18 protein-coding genes and 2 pseudogenes are annotated in these 19,956 nt (G+C 54.4%); 14 read left to right on the forward strand and 6 right to left on the reverse strand.

Annotated elements, in window-relative coordinates:
* Positions 1-4 precede the first annotated feature (4 nt).
* The 3 genes from ACHHV8_RS06530 to ACHHV8_RS06540 are packed head-to-tail and all read right to left on the reverse strand — an operon-like array spanning position 5 to position 2,752.
* A complete protein-coding gene (locus ACHHV8_RS06530; RefSeq protein ID WP_395157554.1) occupies positions 5-1,588 on the reverse strand; it encodes a DHA2 family efflux MFS transporter permease subunit in 1,584 nt (527 codons plus the stop codon).
* Positions 1,589-1,629: 41 nt separating this feature from the next.
* Positions 1,630-2,283, reverse strand: coding sequence for an efflux RND transporter periplasmic adaptor subunit (locus ACHHV8_RS06535; protein WP_395157555.1), 654 nt, complete (start codon positions 2,281-2,283; stop codon positions 1,630-1,632).
* A 37-nt stretch (positions 2,284-2,320) separates the two neighbouring features.
* Positions 2,321-2,752: a MarR family winged helix-turn-helix transcriptional regulator gene (locus ACHHV8_RS06540; RefSeq protein ID WP_395157556.1), complete on the reverse strand. Its 432-nt coding sequence runs from the start codon at positions 2,750-2,752 to the stop codon at positions 2,321-2,323.
* A gap of 232 nt (positions 2,753-2,984) precedes the next feature.
* Here ACHHV8_RS06540 and ACHHV8_RS06545 point away from each other — a divergent pair, with 232 nt between their 5' ends.
* Positions 2,985-3,431, forward strand: coding sequence for a MarR family winged helix-turn-helix transcriptional regulator (locus ACHHV8_RS06545; protein WP_395157557.1), 447 nt, complete (start codon positions 2,985-2,987; stop codon positions 3,429-3,431).
* Between the two features lie 16 nt (positions 3,432-3,447).
* Positions 3,448-4,278 (forward strand): lipoate--protein ligase family protein, encoded by an 831-nt coding sequence (locus ACHHV8_RS06550; RefSeq protein ID WP_395157558.1) that lies wholly within the window; start codon positions 3,448-3,450, stop codon positions 4,276-4,278.
* A gap of 80 nt (positions 4,279-4,358) precedes the next feature.
* Here the strand turns inward: ACHHV8_RS06550 and ACHHV8_RS06555 are convergent, their stop codons facing one another.
* Complete coding sequence (locus ACHHV8_RS06555) at positions 4,359-5,084, reverse strand: alpha/beta hydrolase (RefSeq protein ID WP_395157559.1); 726 nt, start codon at positions 5,082-5,084, stop codon at positions 4,359-4,361.
* Between the two features lie 210 nt (positions 5,085-5,294).
* Here ACHHV8_RS06555 and pdhA point away from each other — a divergent pair, with 210 nt between their 5' ends.
* The 5 genes and pseudogenes from pdhA (at position 5,295) to ACHHV8_RS06580 (ending at position 10,938) form a co-directional block, all read left to right on the forward strand.
* The gene (gene pdhA / locus ACHHV8_RS06560) at positions 5,295-6,368 is read left to right on the forward strand and encodes a pyruvate dehydrogenase (acetyl-transferring) E1 component subunit alpha (RefSeq protein WP_395157560.1); all 1,074 of its coding nucleotides are present in this window, start codon (positions 5,295-5,297) and stop codon (positions 6,366-6,368) included.
* Positions 6,369-6,385: 17 nt separating this feature from the next.
* Entirely contained in the window at positions 6,386-7,366 is a 981-nt protein-coding gene (locus tag ACHHV8_RS06565; RefSeq protein WP_395157561.1) for an alpha-ketoacid dehydrogenase subunit beta, read from the forward strand.
* A gap of 561 nt (positions 7,367-7,927) precedes the next feature.
* Positions 7,928-9,257: pseudogene (locus ACHHV8_RS06570) on the forward strand (dihydrolipoamide acetyltransferase family protein).
* 3 nt (positions 9,258-9,260) lie between these two features.
* Entirely contained in the window at positions 9,261-10,676 is a 1,416-nt protein-coding gene (gene lpdA, locus ACHHV8_RS06575) for a dihydrolipoyl dehydrogenase (protein WP_395157562.1), read from the forward strand.
* Between the two features lie 127 nt (positions 10,677-10,803).
* The gene (locus ACHHV8_RS06580) at positions 10,804-10,938 is read left to right on the forward strand and encodes a hypothetical protein (protein WP_395157563.1); all 135 of its coding nucleotides are present in this window, start codon (positions 10,804-10,806) and stop codon (positions 10,936-10,938) included.
* A gap of 222 nt (positions 10,939-11,160) precedes the next feature.
* Here ACHHV8_RS06580 and ACHHV8_RS06585 read toward each other — a convergent pair whose 3' ends face one another.
* Positions 11,161-11,928, reverse strand: a complete 768-nt coding sequence (locus ACHHV8_RS06585) for an IclR family transcriptional regulator (protein WP_395157564.1) — start codon at positions 11,926-11,928, stop codon at positions 11,161-11,163.
* A gap of 306 nt (positions 11,929-12,234) precedes the next feature.
* On the opposite strand from ACHHV8_RS06585, the gene ACHHV8_RS06590 reads away from it, so the two are divergent.
* From ACHHV8_RS06590 to ACHHV8_RS06610, 5 genes and pseudogenes are all read left to right on the forward strand, one after another.
* Positions 12,235-13,350: an ABC transporter substrate-binding protein gene (locus tag ACHHV8_RS06590; protein WP_395157565.1), complete on the forward strand. Its 1,116-nt coding sequence runs from the start codon at positions 12,235-12,237 to the stop codon at positions 13,348-13,350.
* 22 nt (positions 13,351-13,372) lie between these two features.
* Positions 13,373-14,491: an ABC transporter ATP-binding protein gene (locus tag ACHHV8_RS06595; protein WP_395157566.1), complete on the forward strand. Its 1,119-nt coding sequence runs from the start codon at positions 13,373-13,375 to the stop codon at positions 14,489-14,491.
* Between the two features lie 3 nt (positions 14,492-14,494).
* Positions 14,495-15,361, forward strand: a complete 867-nt coding sequence (locus ACHHV8_RS06600; RefSeq protein WP_395157567.1) for an ABC transporter permease — start codon at positions 14,495-14,497, stop codon at positions 15,359-15,361.
* Positions 15,361-16,161 (forward strand): ABC transporter permease, encoded by an 801-nt coding sequence (locus ACHHV8_RS06605; RefSeq protein ID WP_395163439.1) that lies wholly within the window; start codon positions 15,361-15,363, stop codon positions 16,159-16,161. Before ACHHV8_RS06600 ends, ACHHV8_RS06605 begins: the two co-directional genes overlap by 1 nt.
* 43 nt (positions 16,162-16,204) lie before the next feature.
* Positions 16,205-17,342: pseudogene (locus tag ACHHV8_RS06610) on the forward strand (M20 family metallopeptidase).
* 197 nt (positions 17,343-17,539) lie between these two features.
* Here the strand turns inward: ACHHV8_RS06610 and ACHHV8_RS06615 are convergent.
* The gene (locus tag ACHHV8_RS06615) at positions 17,540-18,205 is read right to left on the reverse strand and encodes a hypothetical protein (protein WP_395157568.1); all 666 of its coding nucleotides are present in this window, start codon (positions 18,203-18,205) and stop codon (positions 17,540-17,542) included.
* A 184-nt stretch (positions 18,206-18,389) separates the two neighbouring features.
* Here ACHHV8_RS06615 and ACHHV8_RS06620 point away from each other — a divergent pair, with 184 nt between their 5' ends.
* Together ACHHV8_RS06620 and ACHHV8_RS06625 are read left to right on the forward strand one after the other, a co-directional pair.
* Positions 18,390-19,091 (forward strand): HD domain-containing protein, encoded by a 702-nt coding sequence (locus tag ACHHV8_RS06620; RefSeq protein WP_395157569.1) that lies wholly within the window; start codon positions 18,390-18,392, stop codon positions 19,089-19,091.
* Between the two features lie 55 nt (positions 19,092-19,146).
* Positions 19,147-19,932 carry a DUF429 domain-containing protein gene (locus ACHHV8_RS06625; protein WP_395157570.1) on the forward strand — a complete coding sequence of 262 codons (786 nt, stop codon included), beginning with the start codon at positions 19,147-19,149 and terminating at the stop codon, positions 19,930-19,932.
* Positions 19,933-19,956 lie beyond the last annotated feature (24 nt).

Below are 19,956 nucleotides of genomic sequence, written 5' to 3' on the forward strand. Positions count from 1 at the left end.
CGGTTTATTCACCCATCACATGGGCTTTAGGTCCGCCTGCGGACTTTGTATTTTTCAAGAAGATGGAAAGCACAGCCGCTGCAAAAGAGAGCAGGGAGGTGATAACAAATACGTCCTGCAAGCCCATAATGGTCGACTGCAGCTGCACCTGACCGCCTAAATAGCTCAGTGCGCTGACGTGTGCCTGGGCGGCGGACTGCCCCATGCCCATATACTGATTCTGCAGCTGGGCAAAATGCGTGGACACACTCGTTGAAAACATATTTAACTGACTGGATAAATCGGCGCTGTGAAACGTCGTCCGCTGCGAGAACATCAGTCCCAGCCAAGCGATGCCGAAGGAGGCGCTGATTTGGCGGATCGTATTGGAGAGCGCGGTGCCCTGGCCCATCTTGTGCATCGGCACCTGGTTCATCCCGGCCGTTTGAATCGGCATCATCATCAGCCCCATGCCGACGGCGCGCAGCACCAGCCAGAAAATGAGCGTCGAGAAGGCGGTCGTGATATCGAGCGCCGAGGAAAGGTACAGCGAGATGCCCGTAATCGTCAAGCCGATGACAGCAATCAGCCGCGCGCCGATTTTATCGAACAAAGCGCCGGCAATCGGCATCATGATGCCTGACATGACAGCCTGCGGCAGCAGGATCAGACCGGTCTGAATCGCCGACAGACCCGATAAATTTTGCAGAAACACCGGGAGCAGGAACAGAACCCCCATCATAATCAGCGTAGCGATACTTGAAATAATAAGCGAGAGCGTATAAGTCAAATTTTTAAGCAGCGACAAATCCAGCAGAGGATGATCGATCGTCAGCTCGATGACGACGAAAATGACAAGACAGACCAAGCCGATCGTAATAAAAGTGACGACCTCCGAATCGGACCAGCCCTTCTCCGTTACTTTGCCTACCCCGTACAGCAGTGAGGCGAGGCCTCCGCTGGAGGTGATAAAGCCCCACAAGTCAAATTTCTGAATGACGGGCGCTTTGAATTCTTTGAGCACGGCTAGCGCCAGGAAAAAATCGATAATACCGATAGGAACATTGATCGTATAAATCAGGCGCCAATCCAAATATTCAACGATATAGCCGCTGAGCGTCGGGCCCGTTGCAGGCGCGAACATGATGGCGATCCCGAACAAGCCCATGGCCATACCCCGCTTCTCGGGAGGGAACATGCGGAAAATCATCGCCATGCTGATCGGCATCAAAGCGCCGCCGCCCAAAGCTTGAACAATGCGGAACAAGATCATGCTGTTGTTGCTCCATGCGACTCCGCACAGACCGGAGCCAATGGTGAATACGACCATCGAGATGAGAAACATGCGTTTATAGCCGAAGCGGTCGCCTAAATAGCCTGTGGCTGGGACGAGGGCGCCGCTCACAAGCGCGTAGGCTGTAACGACCCACTCAATCTGGGACTGGTTTACGCCGAACACCGACATCATCTTGGGAATGGCCACATTGACGATACTCGTATCGAGAATGGCCATGAATACGGCAAGGATGACAGCCAGCATAGGCAGAGCGACGCCGCCGGATTTAGCCGTTTGCGGCACGCCGGCCGCAGGGGCAGCAGTAGAAGCCAAGCAAGCTCCTCCTTCCTGTAAGTGCATTTACTTGCGAAGCGTTATTTTTCAATCTTGACGGTGACGTTTAAGCCCGGTACGAGACGCTGCCCTTGATAGCTGTCCAAGGCGATGCGGACCGGGATACGCTGGATCACTTTGGTGAAGTTTCCGCTGGCGTTGGAAGAAGGCAGCAGGGAGAAGGACGCGTTCGTGCCCAGCCCCAGACGCTCCACATGGCCGGTAAGGACGGCGCCCGGATAGGCGTCAACCGTAATGGTTACGGGATTGCCCACCTTGGCATCGGCAATTTCCGTTTCCTGGAGATTGGCGGATATGTACAGCTGGTCCAGGTTCGCGCTCATTGCGATAGCGCTGCTGGAGGATACCATCTGATCCTGGATCCCGTTAAACTGCAGAATCGTACCTTCCTCCGGAGCAATAATGTCCTGCGTCTGCGCAGGCGTATTTCCGTGTGCAGGAACGGTCTCGACAATACCGAGCACGTCGCCTTTCTTGAAGGAGTCGCCTTCCTTGTAATTCCATTCGATTAATTTACCGGCTCCCGGCGGGTAGATGGCGCGCAAATCCCCCTGGATGCGGGCATCCTCCGTGCTGATGTATTTGCTGGCAATCGCGTAATAATAAGTGCCTCCGGCCCCGCCTCCGAGTAGAATCAACACGAGTACCGTCAATAAAATGACCTTTTTCTTCATTGCTTGTGATGCTCCTTTCCTGTCCGGAAAAATAAAATTATTCTGGATCTTTAATGCGGCTCAGCATTTTGCAGGTGATGGCAAGAAACTGATCTACCTCGGCCTCCGTCAAATTGCTGAACATACGCAGCAGCAGCGACCTGCGGAAGCTTCTCAGCTCATTGAGCATCCCTGTCCCCTGTTCTGTCAGTTCAACCCAAACCACTCTTCGGTCCGAGACGTCCCTTGTGCGCAGTATGTAGCTGTCGCGGACAAGCCGGTTGACGGCAATCGTTGTGGCGCTCGGTGAGAGGTACAGCTGTTCGGCCAAATCGCTGATGGTCATGCGGCGGTGATGGTTCAGGGTAAACATCAATAGAAACTGCTGCTTCGAGAGCGTATGCTCAGGCATGCTCCATTTGTTGGTTTGGCACATTGCCCGTTGAACAAGCTGCTCGAACTCGTCCAGTTTGTCCTCCAAGTGCCCCAAGTCGGCTCCCCCCTTTCAATAGGCATGGAACATTTTTACCTTTAAAAAAATAAAAGACAAAAACATTCATACTTATAAATTTTTATGTTAAAACTATTTATGGAAAAAATATCATGCGAACAGGAGAATCGTCAATATATTTTTGTGTGAAAAATTCGTGAAACAATTTCGGGACATCTTCGTATTACATGTTAAAATAGTTCTAAGCCCATTACAGAAAGGAGGCAGCCTCTTGACAGATCACCGCCATCTATTTGAATTCGAAGAGATCTTCCGGCAGTTTTTCCGGACAATGACCAGCTCGTGGAACAAATTCAGCGAAAACGGAATGACCGCGGCCCAAGGCTTTTTTCTTGAAAAGCTGGAATTGGAAGGACCGCAGAAGGTGTCACAGATTGCGGAAGCGCTGTGCTATACTTCAGGAGCCATTACGGCGCTGACGGATAAGCTTATTGCTTCGGGTTATGTGGAAAGAGAACGTAACGAGGAAGACCGGAGAGTGGTTTATTTGACCATAACGGAGGAAGGCCGCAAAATGCTGGGCTCCATCCGTTCGAGACGCAAAGCTAACGTTGAAAAATATTTCGGCGATTTGCCCGATGAAGATATAGATCACTTAATCCGTATTTTTAAACAAGTGCTGTACAATAATGAAATGAGAAACGAGAACAAAGAGTAGGGAACAGAGGAGCACGATGGTGGAAGAGGAAGCATGGTCGTTACCCGGCAATATTTTAATTTGGGACCGGACGCAGCACTTGGAGCAGGAAGAGGTTTTGTATTCGTTTGCGCTTGAAGAGCTGCTCTGCCGTCAGGTCGGAGAAGGCGGAGCGCCGCTGATTCATCTATGGAGACACCCCAGGGCTCTGGTGATGGGCTTAAGAGACAGCCGCCTGCCGCAAGCTGCAGACGCCAGACATTGGCTGGAGGCGCAAGGCTACTCGGTAGCGGTAAGAAATTCCGGCGGCGCAGCCGTTCCGCTTGACTTAGGCGTAGTGAACGTATCGCTCATTCTCCCGAAGAAGCAGGGGCAGATCGATTTTCGGAGCGATTTTGAAACGATGTACCGCCTGATTCAAGCGTCGCTGCTGTCTGCAGCGTCGGATGTGGCCAAGGGGGAAATCGCAGGCTCTTATTGTCCGGGAGATTATGATCTCAGCATCCGCGGGAAAAAGTTTTGCGGCATTGCCCAGCGCCGGCAGGCGAAGGCGATCGTCGTGCAGGCTTTTGTCGTGATTACGGGCAGCGGCGCCTCGAAGGCTGAGCTTGCGCGGGAGTTTTACCGCCGAGCGGCGCAAGGAGCCGAAAGCGGCAGCTATCCTCATGTAACCGAGGATAGTATGGCGAGTTTGGAGGAGCTTGCGGGGATTTCGGATCCCGTGCGGTTTATCGATGCGGTGAAGCAGACGGTCAGAAGGCATAAGCTGCCGGCTGCGGATGACCGGCCTGTGCAGGCGCCGGAGCTGCCGGCGGAAGAGCAGGTTTTGGAAATGATCGACGCTATGAAGACCAGATATGGCATTTAAATAAAAAACTCTCCTGTTAGGGCCGGCGGCCTTCTGCAGGAGAGTTTTCTTCGTTTCGGGGCGAAATAGCGCGTGCCCTTTTATAGAAAAAGCTTCATGGCGGCAGGCAGCTCATTCTGCCAGAAGCCCCACAAATGCTTGCCGGGCTTTTCCTCATAGGTCATGCGGCAGCTTTTGGCTTCCAGAATCGTCCGGGTCTGCCGGTTGGCATCGAGAAAATCGAAGGTTCCCCTCTCGGTGGTGACCTCCAGTTCGTCGAGACCGATCAGCATATACAGGCGCAGCCAGGATAAATCCGCCTCCCGGCCGATCCGCTCCCGGGTCGACTGCAAAAATGCGCCGGACAAGGATATAACGTTCGAAAATAGGCTAGGATAATCTAAGGCAAGGTGCAGCGAAACCGTTCCGCCCAAGGAATCGCCGGCCAGAATCCGCTCGGCGGGCTCGGTGCGTACGGAATATTTGCTCTCGATAAAAGGAAGCAGCTCCTCGGCGAAAAATTGGCAGTAAGCTTTAAATCGTGACCCCTCAGGCGCATATTCCGATGTACGGACGGCGGTATTCACATCTACGCCTACGATAATGGCGGGCTGGACATCCTCATCGAATATGAGCCGGTTCATATGGGTAACGATCCGGCCGAAGTTAAAGAACTGTTCTCCGTCCTGACAATAGATGACAGGATATGACACGATTTCCTGATAGCCGGGCGGAAGAAACACGCGAACCGCTCTTTCTTCTCCCAGGGCCTGAGAGGGAACCAGCTCTTTGACCACGGTCCTTTTATAATAAATACTGTCGTCCATACGGGCTTACCTCCAAGTGTATTATAATAGTTTGCTCGCTTTTTGTTATCTGTACCATATGTTTTTTATAACTGTTATATACGTTGTTATTGGGAAAGTTCATATTTTTCAAGTAAGTAGTTGTGTTATTAGAGAAAACAGGTTTATAATACTACTATAACAGAAACAATGCTTTCAAGGCATCAAAATCTATCGTTGAGGTGAATGTACATGAGTAAGCCATATGAAGTGGCAGTGTCCAAGGTGCAGCCTTTATCTGTTTTAGCACCGGACGGTACCGTGGTAAACGAACAAGAAATGCCGAATTTGTCGGATGATCAGCTAAAAGAACTTATGAGACGTATGGTGTTCACACGTACGTGGGACCAGCGCGCAGTTAACTTGACTCGTCAAGGACGTCTTGGTTTCTACGCTCCGGTATCCGGACAAGAGGCTTCCATGGTCGGCAGCGAGTTCGCTTTGAATAAAGATGATTTCATTTGCCCGGGATACCGCGACATGCCTCAAATCGTATGGCACGGTCTTCCTATGTACCAAGCCTTCTTATATTCCCGCGGTCATCAGCACGGCGGTCAAATTCCTGAAGATGTACATGTATTGATGCCGCAAATCATCATCGGCGCACAAATTCTGCACGCGATGGGCGTTGCAATGGCATTCAAAAAACGCGGACAAAAGCGCGTAGCGATCACATATACAGGCGACGGCGGTTCCTCCGAGGGCGACTTCTACGAAGGCTTGAACTTCGCAGGCGCATTCAAATTGCCGGCCATTTTCGTAGTACAAAACAACGGCTATGCCATCACGACTCCTTTCGCTAAACAAACGGCTGCGGAATCCGTTGCGCACAAAGCGGTTGCTGCCGGCGTAAAAGGCGTTCAGGTAGACGGTATGGACGTATTGGCTGTAGTCAAAGCAGTTCAAGACGCAGCAGAGCGCGGCCGCAACGGCGAAGGCGCTACACTGATCGAAGCTATTACTTACCGTTTCCTGCCTCACTCGATGTCCGGTGACGATCCGTCCAAATACCGTACGAAAGAAGAAACGGCAGAGTGGGAAGCGACGAGAGATCCGTTGACCCGTTTCCGTACGTACTTGACGGCAAAAGGCCTATGGTCCGAAGAAGAAGAGAACAAAGTAGTGGAAGAAGCAAAAGCGACTGTAGCTGAGCAAATCAAAAAAGCGGAAGAAACCGAGAAAATGACGGTTCCAGGCTTGATCGATAGCATGTTCGAAACGACACCGGCACATTTGGAAGAGCAAAAAGCCGATTATATCGGGTAAAGGAGAGGAACGTACCAATGGCTCAAATGACAATGATTCAAGCGATTAAGGACGCCATGCGCGTAGAGTTAGAGCGCGATCCTAACGTTGTTGTATTCGGGGAAGACGTAGGTAAAGTAGGCGGCGTGTTCCGTGCGACGGAAGGCCTGCAAGCAGAGTTCGGCGAAGAGCGCGTATTCGATACGCCGCTGGCGGAGTCCGCTATCGGCGGTATGGCCGTAGGGATGGGGATTCAAGGCTTCCGTCCGGTAGCCGAGATCCAATTCGTCGGTTTTATTTATGAAGCGTTAGACCAAATCTGTGTTCAAGCAGCCCGTATGCGTTACCGTTCCGGCGGACGCTACAATGCTCCTATTACTTTCCGTACGCCTTTTGGCGGCGGCGTAAAAGCGGCTGAGCTTCACACGGACCCGTTGGAAGGCTTGCTGGTTCAAACGCCTGGTATTAAAGTGATTGTTCCTTCGAACCCTTACGATGCCAAAGGCCTGCTGATCTCCGCGATCCGCGATAACGATCCGGTGTTCTTCATGGAACATTTGAACTTGTACCGTTCTTTCCGTGCGGAAGTGCCGGAAGGTGAGTACACGGTGCCTATCGGTAAAGCGAATGTCGTTCGTGAAGGCTCCGATGTAACGATCATCACGTACGGCGCGATGGTTCATACTTCCCTGAAAGCTGCAGAAGAAATCGAAAAAACTCGTGGCGCCAAAGTCGAGGTTATCGACCTGCGTACGCTGATTCCTTTGGATATCGACACCATTGTTGAATCCGTGAAGAAAACAAACCGCGTCATTATCGTACAAGAAGCGCAAAAAACATCCGGCGTTGCCGCTGAGGTTATCGCGCAGATCAACGAAAAAGCGATTCTGCACCTGGAAGCTCCGGTGCTTCGCGTTACGCCTCCGGATACAGTATATCCGTTCGCGCAAGTCGAAGATCAATGGCTGCCTAACCCTGCCCGCATCGTAGCCGGTTTGAATAAAGTACTGGATTTCTAGGAGGGCGCTCCTGATAGGGAGCGGCCTGCTGACAAAAGCCCGGAGGACTGCGAGCGGGCTGCGTGGTTGGAACATATTTGCCTCCGGCCGCTGTTGAAATGGTGAATCATTTATTGCATTGTTCTATTGTGGATTCACCATTTCAAAGGCGGACGCTTTGCTCCTGCGGCAAATATGTTCCACCCCTCCACGCTTCGCGGCCGGTTTTGTCAAAAACGCTCCCCTTATCAGGGAGCGTTGATATATAGGTAACGTTTGCGGAGACAAGCAAACGGGTATTTTAACTAAAAGCGTAGCGGGAGCTGACGCGTGGCTTTTGCAGTGAGCTAAAACCTTGCGATGAGCGAAGGTGGAGGCATGTGTAACCGCCGGAGAGTTTACGCGCCGCCTTTGAAAACGGGCTTTACCCCTTAAAGGGGCGTACATATTCAAGAAGCCCGTTTTCAACAGCGGCCGGAGGCGGTTTACACATGGCGGAACCGCAGTTTCTCATCGCATACCGGTTTAAACTTGCTGCAACCCCACCTCCTCCCGGTACGCCATCCCTTAGGAGGTTGTATCGTGGCGATTTTTGAATATAAGTTCCCAGAGCTGGGCGAGGGGATTCACGAGGGCGAGATCGTCAAATGGCTTGTCAAGCCAGGCGATGTTGTAGATGACGAAACAATCATCATGGAAGTTCAAAACGATAAATCCACAGTAGAAGTACCTTCTCCGGTAGCAGGTAAAATTGTGGAAATCAAAGTGGCCGAAGGCACCATGTGCACCATCGGCGACCTGATCGCAACGATGGAAGTCGAAGGCGCCGTGCCGCAGCAAGCGGGCCACGGCCACAGCGAGAGCGCAGCTCCGGCGGCACCTGCTGCTCCTGCAGCGGCGGCGGCGGCTCCAGCTGCGCCGGAAGCAGCTCCAGCGGCACCTGCGGCCGCAGCACCGGCACCGACAGCGGCAAGCGGCGCGGGTCCTGGCAACCCCTAGCGTGCGCAAGCTGGCACGCGAAAAGGGCGTCAACATCGCGCAAGTCACAGCTACCGGCCGCAACGGCCGCGTGACGAAGGAAGATGTACTCGCTTTTGCCGCAGGCGGCGCACCGGCGGCGGCAGCTCCAGCAGCGGCGGGCGAAGCTCCGGCATCCGCAGCGGCACCTGCAGCAGCGCCATCGACGGCGGCAGCGGCTGTAGGCGGCGACCGCGTCGAAGAGCGCGTGCCGCTCAAAGGCATCCGCAAAGCGATCGCCAACGCGATGGTGAAATCGGCTTACACGGCTCCGCACGTGACGCTGATGGACGAAGTCGACGTAACGCAGCTCGTCGCCCTGCGCGGCAGAGCGAAAGCAGCGGCAGAGAAGAAAGGCGTCAAGCTGACGTACCTGCCTTTCATCGTGAAGGCCCTGGTAGCGGCTGCGCGTCAATTCCCTGCAATGAACGCGATGATCGACGAAGAGAAAAACGAGATCGTCTACAAAAAGTACTATAACATCGGTATCGCAACGGATACGGACAACGGCTTGATCGTTCCTGTAATCCAGGATGCGGATCGTAAAAATATTTGGACCATCGCCGAAGCGATCAAAGACCTTGCTACACGCGGACGCGACGGCAAGCTGAGCGGCAGCGAAATGAAAGGCAGCACCATCTCCATTACGAACATCGGTTCCGCAGGCGGCATGTTCTTTACACCGATCATCAACTTCCCTGAAGTGGCGATCCTGGGTACAGGCCGCATTACCGAGAAGCCGGTTGTGAAGAACGGTGAGATTGTCGTAGCGCCTGTCATGGCATTGTCCTTGAGCTTCGACCACCGTATTATCGACGGAGCTACGGCTCAAAACTTCATGAACTATATCAAACAGCTGCTGGCTGATCCAGAGCTGCTCATTTTGGAGGTGTAAGCAATGGTAGTAGGAGACGCTTCCGTTGAGATAGACGTTCTCGTCATTGGTGCAGGTCCCGGCGGATATGTGGCGGCCATTCGTGCCGCCCAGCTGGGCAAAAGCGTACTGGTCGTAGATAAATCGGAATTGGGCGGCGTGTGCTTGAACCGCGGATGTATCCCTTCCAAAACGCTGATTACGGCTGCGCACCATTATGAGCAAGCCAAGCATGGCGAATCTATCGGGATTTCGGCTGAAAACGTAAAAGTTGATTTCACGAAAGTCCAGGAATGGAAAAGCAGCATCATCAAGAAGCAAACCGGCGGCGTATCCGGATTGCTGAAAGGCAACAAGATCCAAGTGTTCAACGGTGAAGCTTTGTTCATCAACGATCACGAAGCGCGTTTGTTTAACGACAACGAAACGGCCCGCTACCGCTTCAACCACTGCATCATCGCGACAGGCTCCCGTCCGATCGAGCTGAAAGCATTCCCGTATGGCGGCCGCATCCTGTCTTCGACCGAAGCATTGGATCTGCCGGAAATTCCGGAAAGCCTGATCGTCATCGGCGGCGGCTATATCGGTATCGAGCTCGGCCAAACGTACGCGAAATTCGGTACGAAGGTTACGGTGCTGGAAGGCTCCGACACCGTGCTTCCTGGCTTTGAGAAGGAAATGTCGCAGCTGGTTGCGCGCAACCTTAAGAAACTTGAAGTGGACGTGCACACCGAAGCTCTGGCTCAAGGCTGCGAGCAAACGGACAAAGACGTGACAGTAACGTTCACGGTTAAAGGCGAAGAGAAGAAAGTAACGGCACAATACGTGCTCGTAACTGTCGGACGCCGGCCGAACACCGATGGCGATCTGTCGCTTGAGCTGGCTGGCATTGAAGTTGGCGAGCGCGGTATGATTAAAGTGAACGAGCAAGGCCAAACGAACGTTCCGCATATTTATGCGATCGGCGATATCGTACCGGGTCTGGCTCTGGCGCACAAGGCATCCTATGAAGGAAAAGTCGCTGCCGAAGCGATTGCCGGACTGCCTAGCGTTGTGGATTACAAATGTATTCCTGCGGTTGTGTTCTCCGATCCGGAAATCGCAAGCGTAGGCTTGAACGAAACCGAAGCCAAAGCGAAAGGCATCAACGTGGTAACAGGTAAGTTCTCTTACGGCGCCAACGGACGCGCGCAATCGATGAACCTGAAGGAAGGCTTCGTGAAGCTGGTCGGCGATAAAGATTCCGGCTTGCTGTTAGGCGCTCAAATCGTTGGCGCGGAAGCATCCAACTTGATCGCCGAAATGGCGCTTGCTATCGAAATGGCCGCTACATTGGAAGATATCGCATTGACGATTCATGCGCATCCGACATTGGGCGAAATTACGATGGAAGCGGCGGAAGTCGCTTTGGGCCACCCGATTCATATTTTGGGCAAGTAATAAAGGCGCATAGCCTATGAATAATTAAAAGCTTGGGGCTGCAGACTGCTGCGGCTTCAGGCTTTTTTGCCGTTATCGGCAGGCCAAGGGGCCAGCCCTCAGCGGAGATAGAGCGGGAGGACAGGGGATGAGGAAAGGCAGCATCATTGAGTCCCGCGAGAACGGGAGCTGGGGACGAGGCGTCCTTGGACGCTGCGCAAGGGGAAGTGAGGCGTCTTTGAGCATGGGGGACGGGAGACAAGGAGATGAAGGCGCGTTATGAGTGTTGCAGGAGAGGAGAGCCGAGGAAGAAGGCGTTATCGAGCGTGCAGAGGACTGGGGTGAGGAAGAGGCATCCTCGAACGTTGTAGTAGACGAGAAAAACGAGGAAGGATGCGTCCTCGAGTGCTTCTTGGGATAAGGGCCGAGGAAGAAATCGACTGGATGCAAAGAACCCAAGCCGCCGCTGCAGAAATGAATGCAGCGGCAGCTTGGGCGGCTGCGATTACGATAAGCCGGCTTTATAGCCGAGCTCGGAGGAGATGGAGCGGGTCGTGAATAGAACCGCTTCGATCCACTCCTTCTCGGATACGAGCATCCGGTCGGTCGGGCCGATCGTGCTGACGGCGGCAATAGCCTGTCCAGCCGTATCAAATATCGGCGCGGCGATCCCGGTGACGCCGACGTTCCGCAGATTGGAGCTGACCTCGTAGCCGCGCTCGCGAATCGTCTGCAGCCGCTGCTTGATCTCGGCAGGCTGCTTCAAGGAATGCGGCGTAAAGGTGCGCAGCTCCTCGCTCAGCACGACGGAATCGATCCACTCCTCCGGCTGGAAGGCAAGGATGGAGCGGGAGGCCGAGGTGGCGTACAGCGGGAAACGGCGGTACACCTCGATATCGAAGCGAATCGGATACTGCGAGTCGATCTTATCGACATAGATGGCATCCTTCCCGTCTATCACGCAGAGGCAGACCAGCTCTCTGGTTGTAGCGGCAAGCGTCTTCAGATGGGGACGCGCAAATTCGACCATATTATGATCGACCAGTACTTTATTACCTAACTCCAGCAGCGTGTAACCGAGCGAATACTGCTTGTTGGCCGGATTTTGGCGAATCAGCCCTTCACTTTCCAAGGTGATAAGCAGCTTATGGACGGCGCCTTTGGACAACCCTAATCGTTTGCTGATATCCGTCACCCCGAGCTCCTTGGACGTGCCCAAGAAGAGCTTCAGCAGGTGGCAGCTGTTTTTAACCGATGACAAGTAGGTTTCCATAAATAATCCCTTCTCCCCTTGGGACGAGTACGAAAATATTGGTATTTTAACATACCTAACCCTTTTTTACTAGTTGGAAACTTGGATATTTTTCGTTGTAATCAGAACCAAATCATGCTAAAATTTGTTTATGTTTTTCACGTATAGAAAACATTGTTCGTATATAGTGAACAATAAAGAGATTTATCGGTATATCATTCCATCCGTATTGTATTGGAGCGCGTTGAAACAGTCAGGTTTTTCTATCAAGCAAGCTTGAACGGGCGCGGTTTCTGATCAAGAATATTATTTTTGGGAGGTCACATCATGTTGAAAAAGGCAACCTCGGCATTATCTGTAGCAGTATTACTCGGAAGTTTGTTGGCAGGCTGTGGAACGTCGGGAGACAAGGCTCCGGCATCCTCGGCGCCCGCTGCAGGCGGAACGTCCGATGCGGCGTTGAAGCCGGAGAAGCAGCTGATCGTTGCAGGCAACGGGGCAACCGTTGAGCAGCTGATGAAGGACGAAATTTTCAAACGGTTTAACGAGAAATATCCCGATGTAAAGCTAACCTACGTATCCGGCGTATCGACGGAGATTGTAGCGAAGGCTAAAGCGCAGAAGGCTTCTCCGCAAATGGACGTTACCATTGTGGAAGGTGGCGAGCAGGAGGCCGGCCGTGTCGAAGGGCTGTGGGAAACGCTTAGCGAGAAGGATATTCCGAGCATGAGCAAAATTTCGGACGATCTGAAGACGAAGGATAACAGCGGCGTTGCCGTTAACTTCACTCCGATGGGGATTTCCTATAACGAAGCCCTCGTGAAGGAGAAAAATCTTCCGGTGCCTACGTCATGGAACGATTTGACCCGTCCCGAAATGAAAGGTAACTTGACCCTGTCTGAAATCTCCAGCAACTTCGGGCGCTCGACGCTGATTATGCTGGCTTATGCCAACGGCGGCTCCGAGAAAAATATGGATGCAGGCTTTGAGAAAATGAAAACTATTGCCGGTTATATGCCTACCTTTGCGAAGAGCGCAGCCCAGCTGCAGCAAAATCTTCAAAACAAATCGGCAGTCTACACGACCTGGACGATGGCGCGCAGTCTTGTTCAGAAGGATGCAGGTCTGGATATGAAGTTCGTCGTGCCGCAGGAAGGCGCGAATCTGGTACCGAATGTAGCGACGATGATTAAAGGCGCGAAAAATCCGAACGCAGCGAAGCTGTTCATCGAGTTCCTGCTGTCCGACGACGTTCAACAGCTTTATGCGACCAAGCTTTATTATAATCCGGTAACCAAAGTGAACCTGCCGATGGAAACCGCCAAAATGCTCAGTTTTGACAATAGCAAAATCGTCAAATTCGATCTGGAAACCGTAGGCAGCAAGACGCCGGAGTGGATTGACCGTTTCAATAAAGAGATTGCACCTAAAGTCGGCAAGTAGAAAGGTAGAAGGGTGATCGGGCGTGGCAAAAACATTTGATGTTGAACTTCATGGGATACGAAAGACCTTCGGCTCGAACGTGGTTGTAGACCGATTCGATCTGCAGATTGAACGGGGAGAATGCATTTCCTTCCTCGGCCCGTCCGGGTGCGGCAAGACGACAACATTAAATATGATTGCAGGGTTTCTGGACCCTGATCAGGGCGAGCTGTGGATCAAGGGCAAGCGGATGAACGGCGTACCGGCGAACCGCAGAGATCTCGGGATGGTGTTTCAGACATATTCGCTGTTTCCGCATATGAGTGTGGCCGATAATGTAGGCTACGGCTTGAAGCTCCGCAAGGCAGCCAAAGAGGAAATCAAGACGCGCGTAGCCCAGGCGCTGGAGCTGGTTAAGCTGCCCCACGTGGCCGACCGGTATCCGAAGCAGTTGTCCGGCGGCCAGCGGCAGCGGATCGCCATTGCTCGTGCGCTCGTGACGGAGCCGTCCTTGCTCCTGCTCGACGAACCGCTGAGCAACCTGGATGCGAAGCTCCGCGAGGAGCTGCGGGAGGAGCTTAAGCGGCTGCACAAGGAAACGGGCGTTACCACGATTTTTGTCACGCATGACCAGGAAGAGGCGCTCTACCTGTCGGACCGGATCGTTGTTCTCGACCACGGGAAGGTGGAGCAGATCGGTACGCCGTACGAGATTTACAATGAGCCTGCTTCGGAATTCGTGCATACCTTTATCGGCAAATCCAACCGTTTGACCGGCCATGTAACAGGGCTGCGCGGGGAGCACGTTGAGCTTCTCGCCGGCCAGGGAGAGCAGGTATTTACACTGACGGCAAGCCCGAGAGGCCGCGCTTTCGCTTCGGGTCAGCCGGTGTCCATTTATTTGCGCCCGGAGAAAATTTATCTGGAGCCGGCGGGACAAGCGGAAGCATCCGTAACACAAGAGCGCGTGTCGGTTGCCGGGCAGATCAGGCAGCTGGCCTTTCTCGGCTCCTTCATCGAGTGCGAGGTCGCGGTCGGCAGCGAGACGATGATGGTCCGCGTTCCGGCCGGGCTGCAGCCTCAGTCTTTGACTGCAGGACAGCAGGTAAGCTTATCGTGGCATCCGGCGGATGTATTCGTTTTTCCGGGAAAGGGGCAATAAGCGATGGCTGGAGCGGTTCAAAGCAATAAAGGATCACTGCGGACGGCTCTCTTGCTGCTGACTCCCGGTCTTGTCCTGTTGATCGTCGCTTTTTTACTGCCGATGCTGTATATCTTTTTGCAGAGCGTTCAGGATGAGCATCAGCAATTTACGATGAAGCAATACCTGCTGTTCGTGCAGGACCCTTATTATGCGCAGGTGCTGTGGCGTACGATCAAGCTGAGCCTGTATACGGTAGCCGCGTCTTTGCTGCTGGCTTATCCGGTTGCCATGTTTATGGCAAGAACGACGGGGAAATTACGCGGCATCGTGACCTTCCTCATTATTTCGCCCCACCTGATCAGCGTCGTCATCCGTAATTTCGGCTGGGTCGTTATTCTCGGAGACAAGGGATGGATCAATACGACGCTGCTCAATCTGGGCCTTATCGATGAGCCGCTTCGGCTGCTCTACAATGAATTGGGGGTCGTTATCGGTCTGGTCGATTCGTTCGTCGTTTATATGGTCTTGTCGATTGCAACGAGCCTGTACGCTATCGACACCTCTTTGTATAAAGCGGCGGGAATTTTGGGGGCATCCCGGCTGCGCGCTTTTCTCACGATTACCCTTCCGCTTAGTCTTCCAGGCATGATTGCGGGCATTACACTGGTGTTCAGCTTATCCATGAGCGCCTTCGTGACGCCTGCATTGATGGGGGGCACCTCCGTCAAGGTGATGCCGGTTATTGCGTACGAGAAAATTATGGCTACGCTCAATTGGCCGCTCGGGGCGGCGCTGTCCTTCCTGCTGCTCGCATCCACCTACGCGCTGGTCGCCTTGTTTACGCGCCTGATCGAAACGAAACGGTATAAAGAGGTGTTCTCATCATGATGCGGCGCATTCCTTGGTTAGGCATGATTACGTTTGCCGTCATTTTGTTCGTGATTTCGCCTTTGCTGGTGGTCATCCCGGTTTCGCTCACGTCCAACAACGTGCTGTCGTTTCCGCCGCAGGGCTTTTCTTTTAAATGGTATGAAAAAATAGCGGATCGGCCGGAGTTTATCGATTCCTTCATCTTTAGCATCGAGCTTGCGGTCATCACCGCGGTGTTTGCGACCTTGATCGGCACGATCGCGGCGCTGGCGCTGCATAAGTACGATTTTCGCGGCCGGAGGCTCATCAACGCACTGCTGCTGTCGCCTTTGACGATCCCTTCGCTCATTATCGGGATTGCGGCGCTGCTCTTCTTCACCCGCATCTCGCTTGCCGGGACGTTCTGGGGACTGCTCGCCACGCATCTGCTGATCTCGGTGCCTTTTGTCGTCAGGCTGACGCTGACCGGACTCAGCTCTTACGATTATACGCTGGAGCGGGCGGCTTATATTTTGGGGGCCAAGCCAGGGCATGTGTTTCGCGACATTACGCTGCCCCTGCTGAAGCCGGCGCTCATTTCCGGATTTATTTTCTCTTTCTTGACCTCGTTCGATAACGTGACGGTGTCTCTGTTTATGGTGTCGCCCTCGATGACGACGCTGCCGCTGGCAATTTTCAGCTATATGCAGGAAACGTTGGACCCGCTGGTCGCTTCGATTTCATCGGTGGTCATTTTGTTAAGCCTTGTATTTATTCTTATTCTTGAATTTGTTTTCGGATTGGACCGGTTGTTCGGCTCCAATTCCCAGTCACATTAACCCTTCGACGGTGATTCTGAAGCGGAAAGGTTTGGAAAGCGTTATGTCACTACTTGCTCAGATTGAAACTTACATGCCCCGGCTGCTTCAGCAGCTGGAAGCCTGTGTCAACATGGACTCGCCTTCCGCCAGCAAAAAGCACAATGACCTGATGGCCGATTGGTTCACGGCTCTAGCGATAGAACTGCTCGGCGCCCGCGTACAGCGTCTGGTTCATCCGGAGGCCGGAGACCGGCTGGCGATAGAGATCGGGACAGGCAGCCGCCGGGTCATGCTGGTTGGCCATTACGATACCGTGTGGCCCGAAGGGGAAGCGGCCCGGAGGCCTTTTACCGTCAAGGACGGAAAGGCTTACGGCCCGGGGGTTTATGATATGAAAGCGGGCGTGCTGCAGGCGCTGTATGCAATGAAAGCCCTCCAGGACACGGGTGCCTGGCCGGAGGACAAAACAATCGTGCTGTTTCTCAACAGCGACGAGGAAATCGGCAGCCCGACATCGCGCGGGCTGATCGAGGAGCTGGCGCGCACTGCGAGCGCCGCCCTCGTCCTGGAGCCGCCCATGGCCCCGCTGGGCGCGCTGAAAACCGCCCGCAAGGGGAGCGGGCGTTACAAGCTGGAAGTGCGCGGCATCTCCGCGCACGCCGGAGTCGCCCCGGACCGGGGCGTGTCCGCGATCCAGGAGCTGGCGCTCCAGATCCAGCGTCTGCACGCGATGTCCGACGCGGCCGTCGGCACGCACGTGAACGTCGGCATGGTCCGGGGAGGCATCGGCACCAACGTGGTGGCCGATTACGCCGAGGCGGACATCGACGTTCGCGTGCCGACGCAGGCGGAGGCCGAGCGCGTGCATGCGGCGCTGCTTGCGCTGCAGGCGCAGCACCCGCAGGCGCAGGTCGCCGTGCGCGGGCGGATGATGCGGCCGCCGATGGAGCGCACGGCGGAGAGCGCAAGGCTGTTCGCGCTGGCGCAGCGCATCGCGGAGGCGGAGCTCGGTCTGCCGCTCGGCGAGACGGCGACCGGCGGGGTGAGCGACGGCAACTTCACCGCAGCCTGCGGGGTGCCGACGCTCGACGGGCTTGGCGCAAGCGGGGACTTCGCGCACTCGCCCGAGGAGTACATTACGCTGGCGGAGCTGCCGGTGCCGCACAGCCCTGCTGGCCCGCATTCTTGCAGCCTGCTGATAGAAATAACAAAGAGTTTGCCTGCCGATTCGACGGCGGGCAAACTCTTTTATTTAGGTTTACGAGCGGAGGGCTGCTGCAAGGTTTTAAGTGATTTCTCGAAGCGGGCTCCAGCCTCGGCGGCAGCGCCTATTTAATAGGAAGGAAAATGGTTGAAGAAGCGTGAAGCTCAGCTATTCGATAGACGGACCTTCGTCCTAACGTTTCACGCGGTTTACTTTTACGGCCGGCTTGCTTTTTTGTTTGGCCGATGCTACGGAAGCCTGGCTGAAGATCCGCAGCGTCTTGGTCGCTTGATTATATTCAAGCTTATGCCGCTTGCGCGGAAGGAGGCCGAACGCTCTCAAATTGGCCGGAGACAGACGGAAATCGTCGTCGAGCTCATTTTCCGGAATGGTCAGCTTCATCTTTTTGGTGCGGGAGCCTTTCGTTATAGTAATGGAGGGCTCCGAGCTGCTGATGCCGAGCCAGCTTAACAACGCATAGCCGATGGAAATGCGGTCATCGCGCTTTTTCCCCGGATCGGCGAGCAGCAGCCCTAACGCTCTGCTGGACGTAATACGGCGCATGGTCAGTGTCTTTCCGTTATCCTCTTGGGACAGCACAAACCGCATCCCGTCCCGGATGCCGAATCGTTTGGCGTTGTCCGGGCTCATCTCCATATAGTTATAGCCGCTTTCTTTGTCGCTGTCCTGAACGAGCCGGACCTCGGCCTTGACGCTCTCACGCTGCAGAACGACCGGGGTTCCGGTTCGGATCGTATTCAAATTGTGGGGGATGCCTGTTGCACAATCTACGAAAAGGACAATGGTACTATCATCCAAATCCTTTGAGACATATACGTCGACGACGCCTTTTGCCACAATGTTCACTCCTTAATTCTTGGTTTTGTTTGCATCGGGTGACCCTAGCAACCCTTCTACGGGATATAAGTCATGTATATGAAAATATCACGAGTATTGATTGTATAGTTGTACCGAATATAGCGGAGAGGTATACTCATTAAGAAAAAAATAGATGGATGAGTATCGGAAAGGCAGGCTCCTTATGCTAGACATAGACAAAAGAGAGAGACAATTGGACGAAGCGAGGCATTATGTCCGGGAGCAGCTGGGACAGGACTCCAGCGGCCACGACTGGTGGCATATTGTCCGGGTGACGAATACCGCCAAACGGCTTGCGGCGGAGGAGCAGGCGGACGGCTTCGTATGCGAGCTGGCGGCACTGCTGCATGATGTGGCCGATGAGAAGCTGAACGACTCCGCTGAAGCAGGCCTGGACAAAGTGAGGACCTGGATGACGGGGCAGCAAATTGAACCGGTTGTGCTTGAGCACGTGATGGAGATTATTGGCACGATTTCATTTAAAGGCGGGAATCAGCCGCCGGTAACGACCAAAGAAGCCCAGGTGGTGCAGGATGCCGACCGTCTTGACGCGCTGGGCGCGATAGGGATTGCCCGGACGTTCGCCTATGCAGGCTGGAAAGGGCATGCGATCTATGATCCGGAGCTGCCTTACCGCGAGCAGCTGACGCCGGAATCGTACCGGAGCGGAGCGACTTCGGCAGTCAATCATTTTTATGAGAAGCTGCTGCTGCTGAAGGGCCGGATGAATACCCGAAGCGGAAAAGCGCTCGCCGAGAGCAGGCATCGGGTGATGGAAGCTTATTTGAAGCAGTTTTATGCGGAGTGGGAAGGAACGGACGGAGACTGGGCTGTGCCTTCTGATACAGCCGGCGCTCCCTTATAACCTGCCCGAACCATAGCGGGTAACGGGTTACCTGATCACGGAAGGAGCGGTATCATTGACCTCTGCGCGCAAATTCGTAGGAGTAGACGGCTGCCGGGGCGGCTGGATAGCGGTCGCGCTTGAGACGGACGGGAGCTGGGCTGCGGAGATTTATCCGAAGCTGCTGTCCGTATGGGAACGGAACCGGGATGCGGCCCTCTTTCTGGTCGATATGCCCATCGGGCTGGCGAGCGGGAGTCATGGCGGCAAGCGGCGCTGTGACGGGGAGGCAAGACAGCGGCTGAAGCCGTTTCGCGCGTCCAGCATTTTTTCTGCGCCGATCCGCGAGGCGCTGGCTGCGGGCAGCTATGCCGAGGCTAATGCACTGAGCCGGCAGTTGACCGGGGCGGGCTTATCGAAGCAAGCCTGGAATCTGGCGCCCAAAATCCGCGAAGCGGATGCGCTGGCCCGCTTGCTGCTTGAGGGCAGCGGCTCGCCGCTGTTCGAGTCCCACCCGGAGCTGTGCCTGGCGGAGCTGTTCGGCGGTCCGATGCGCCATAACAAAAAGACGCCGCAGGGCTTCGACGAGCGGCTTAGCCATATATCCCGGCTGTTTCCGGAGGCGCCGGAGGTTGTTGCTTGTGCAATGGAGCGCTTCCGCCGCAAGGATGCGGCGCGGGACGATATCGTCGACGCGCTCGTGCTGGCCGCAGCCGCATGGAGCGGCGGAGGGAGGCTTGAGCAGGTGCCTGCCGAGCCGGAGTACGACGCCTGCGGGCTTCCCATGCGGATTGTTTTTGCGCCGCCAGGCCCGCGAAGCGCATTTGACCAAGCGGATGTACGCAGCCATACCGAGCAATGAAGGGCTGGATGGCTGCCCATGCTT

The organism is Paenibacillus sp. TAB_01 (assembly GCF_043945595.1).
Lineage (GTDB): Bacteria > Bacillota > Bacilli > Paenibacillales > NBRC-103111 > Paenibacillus_S.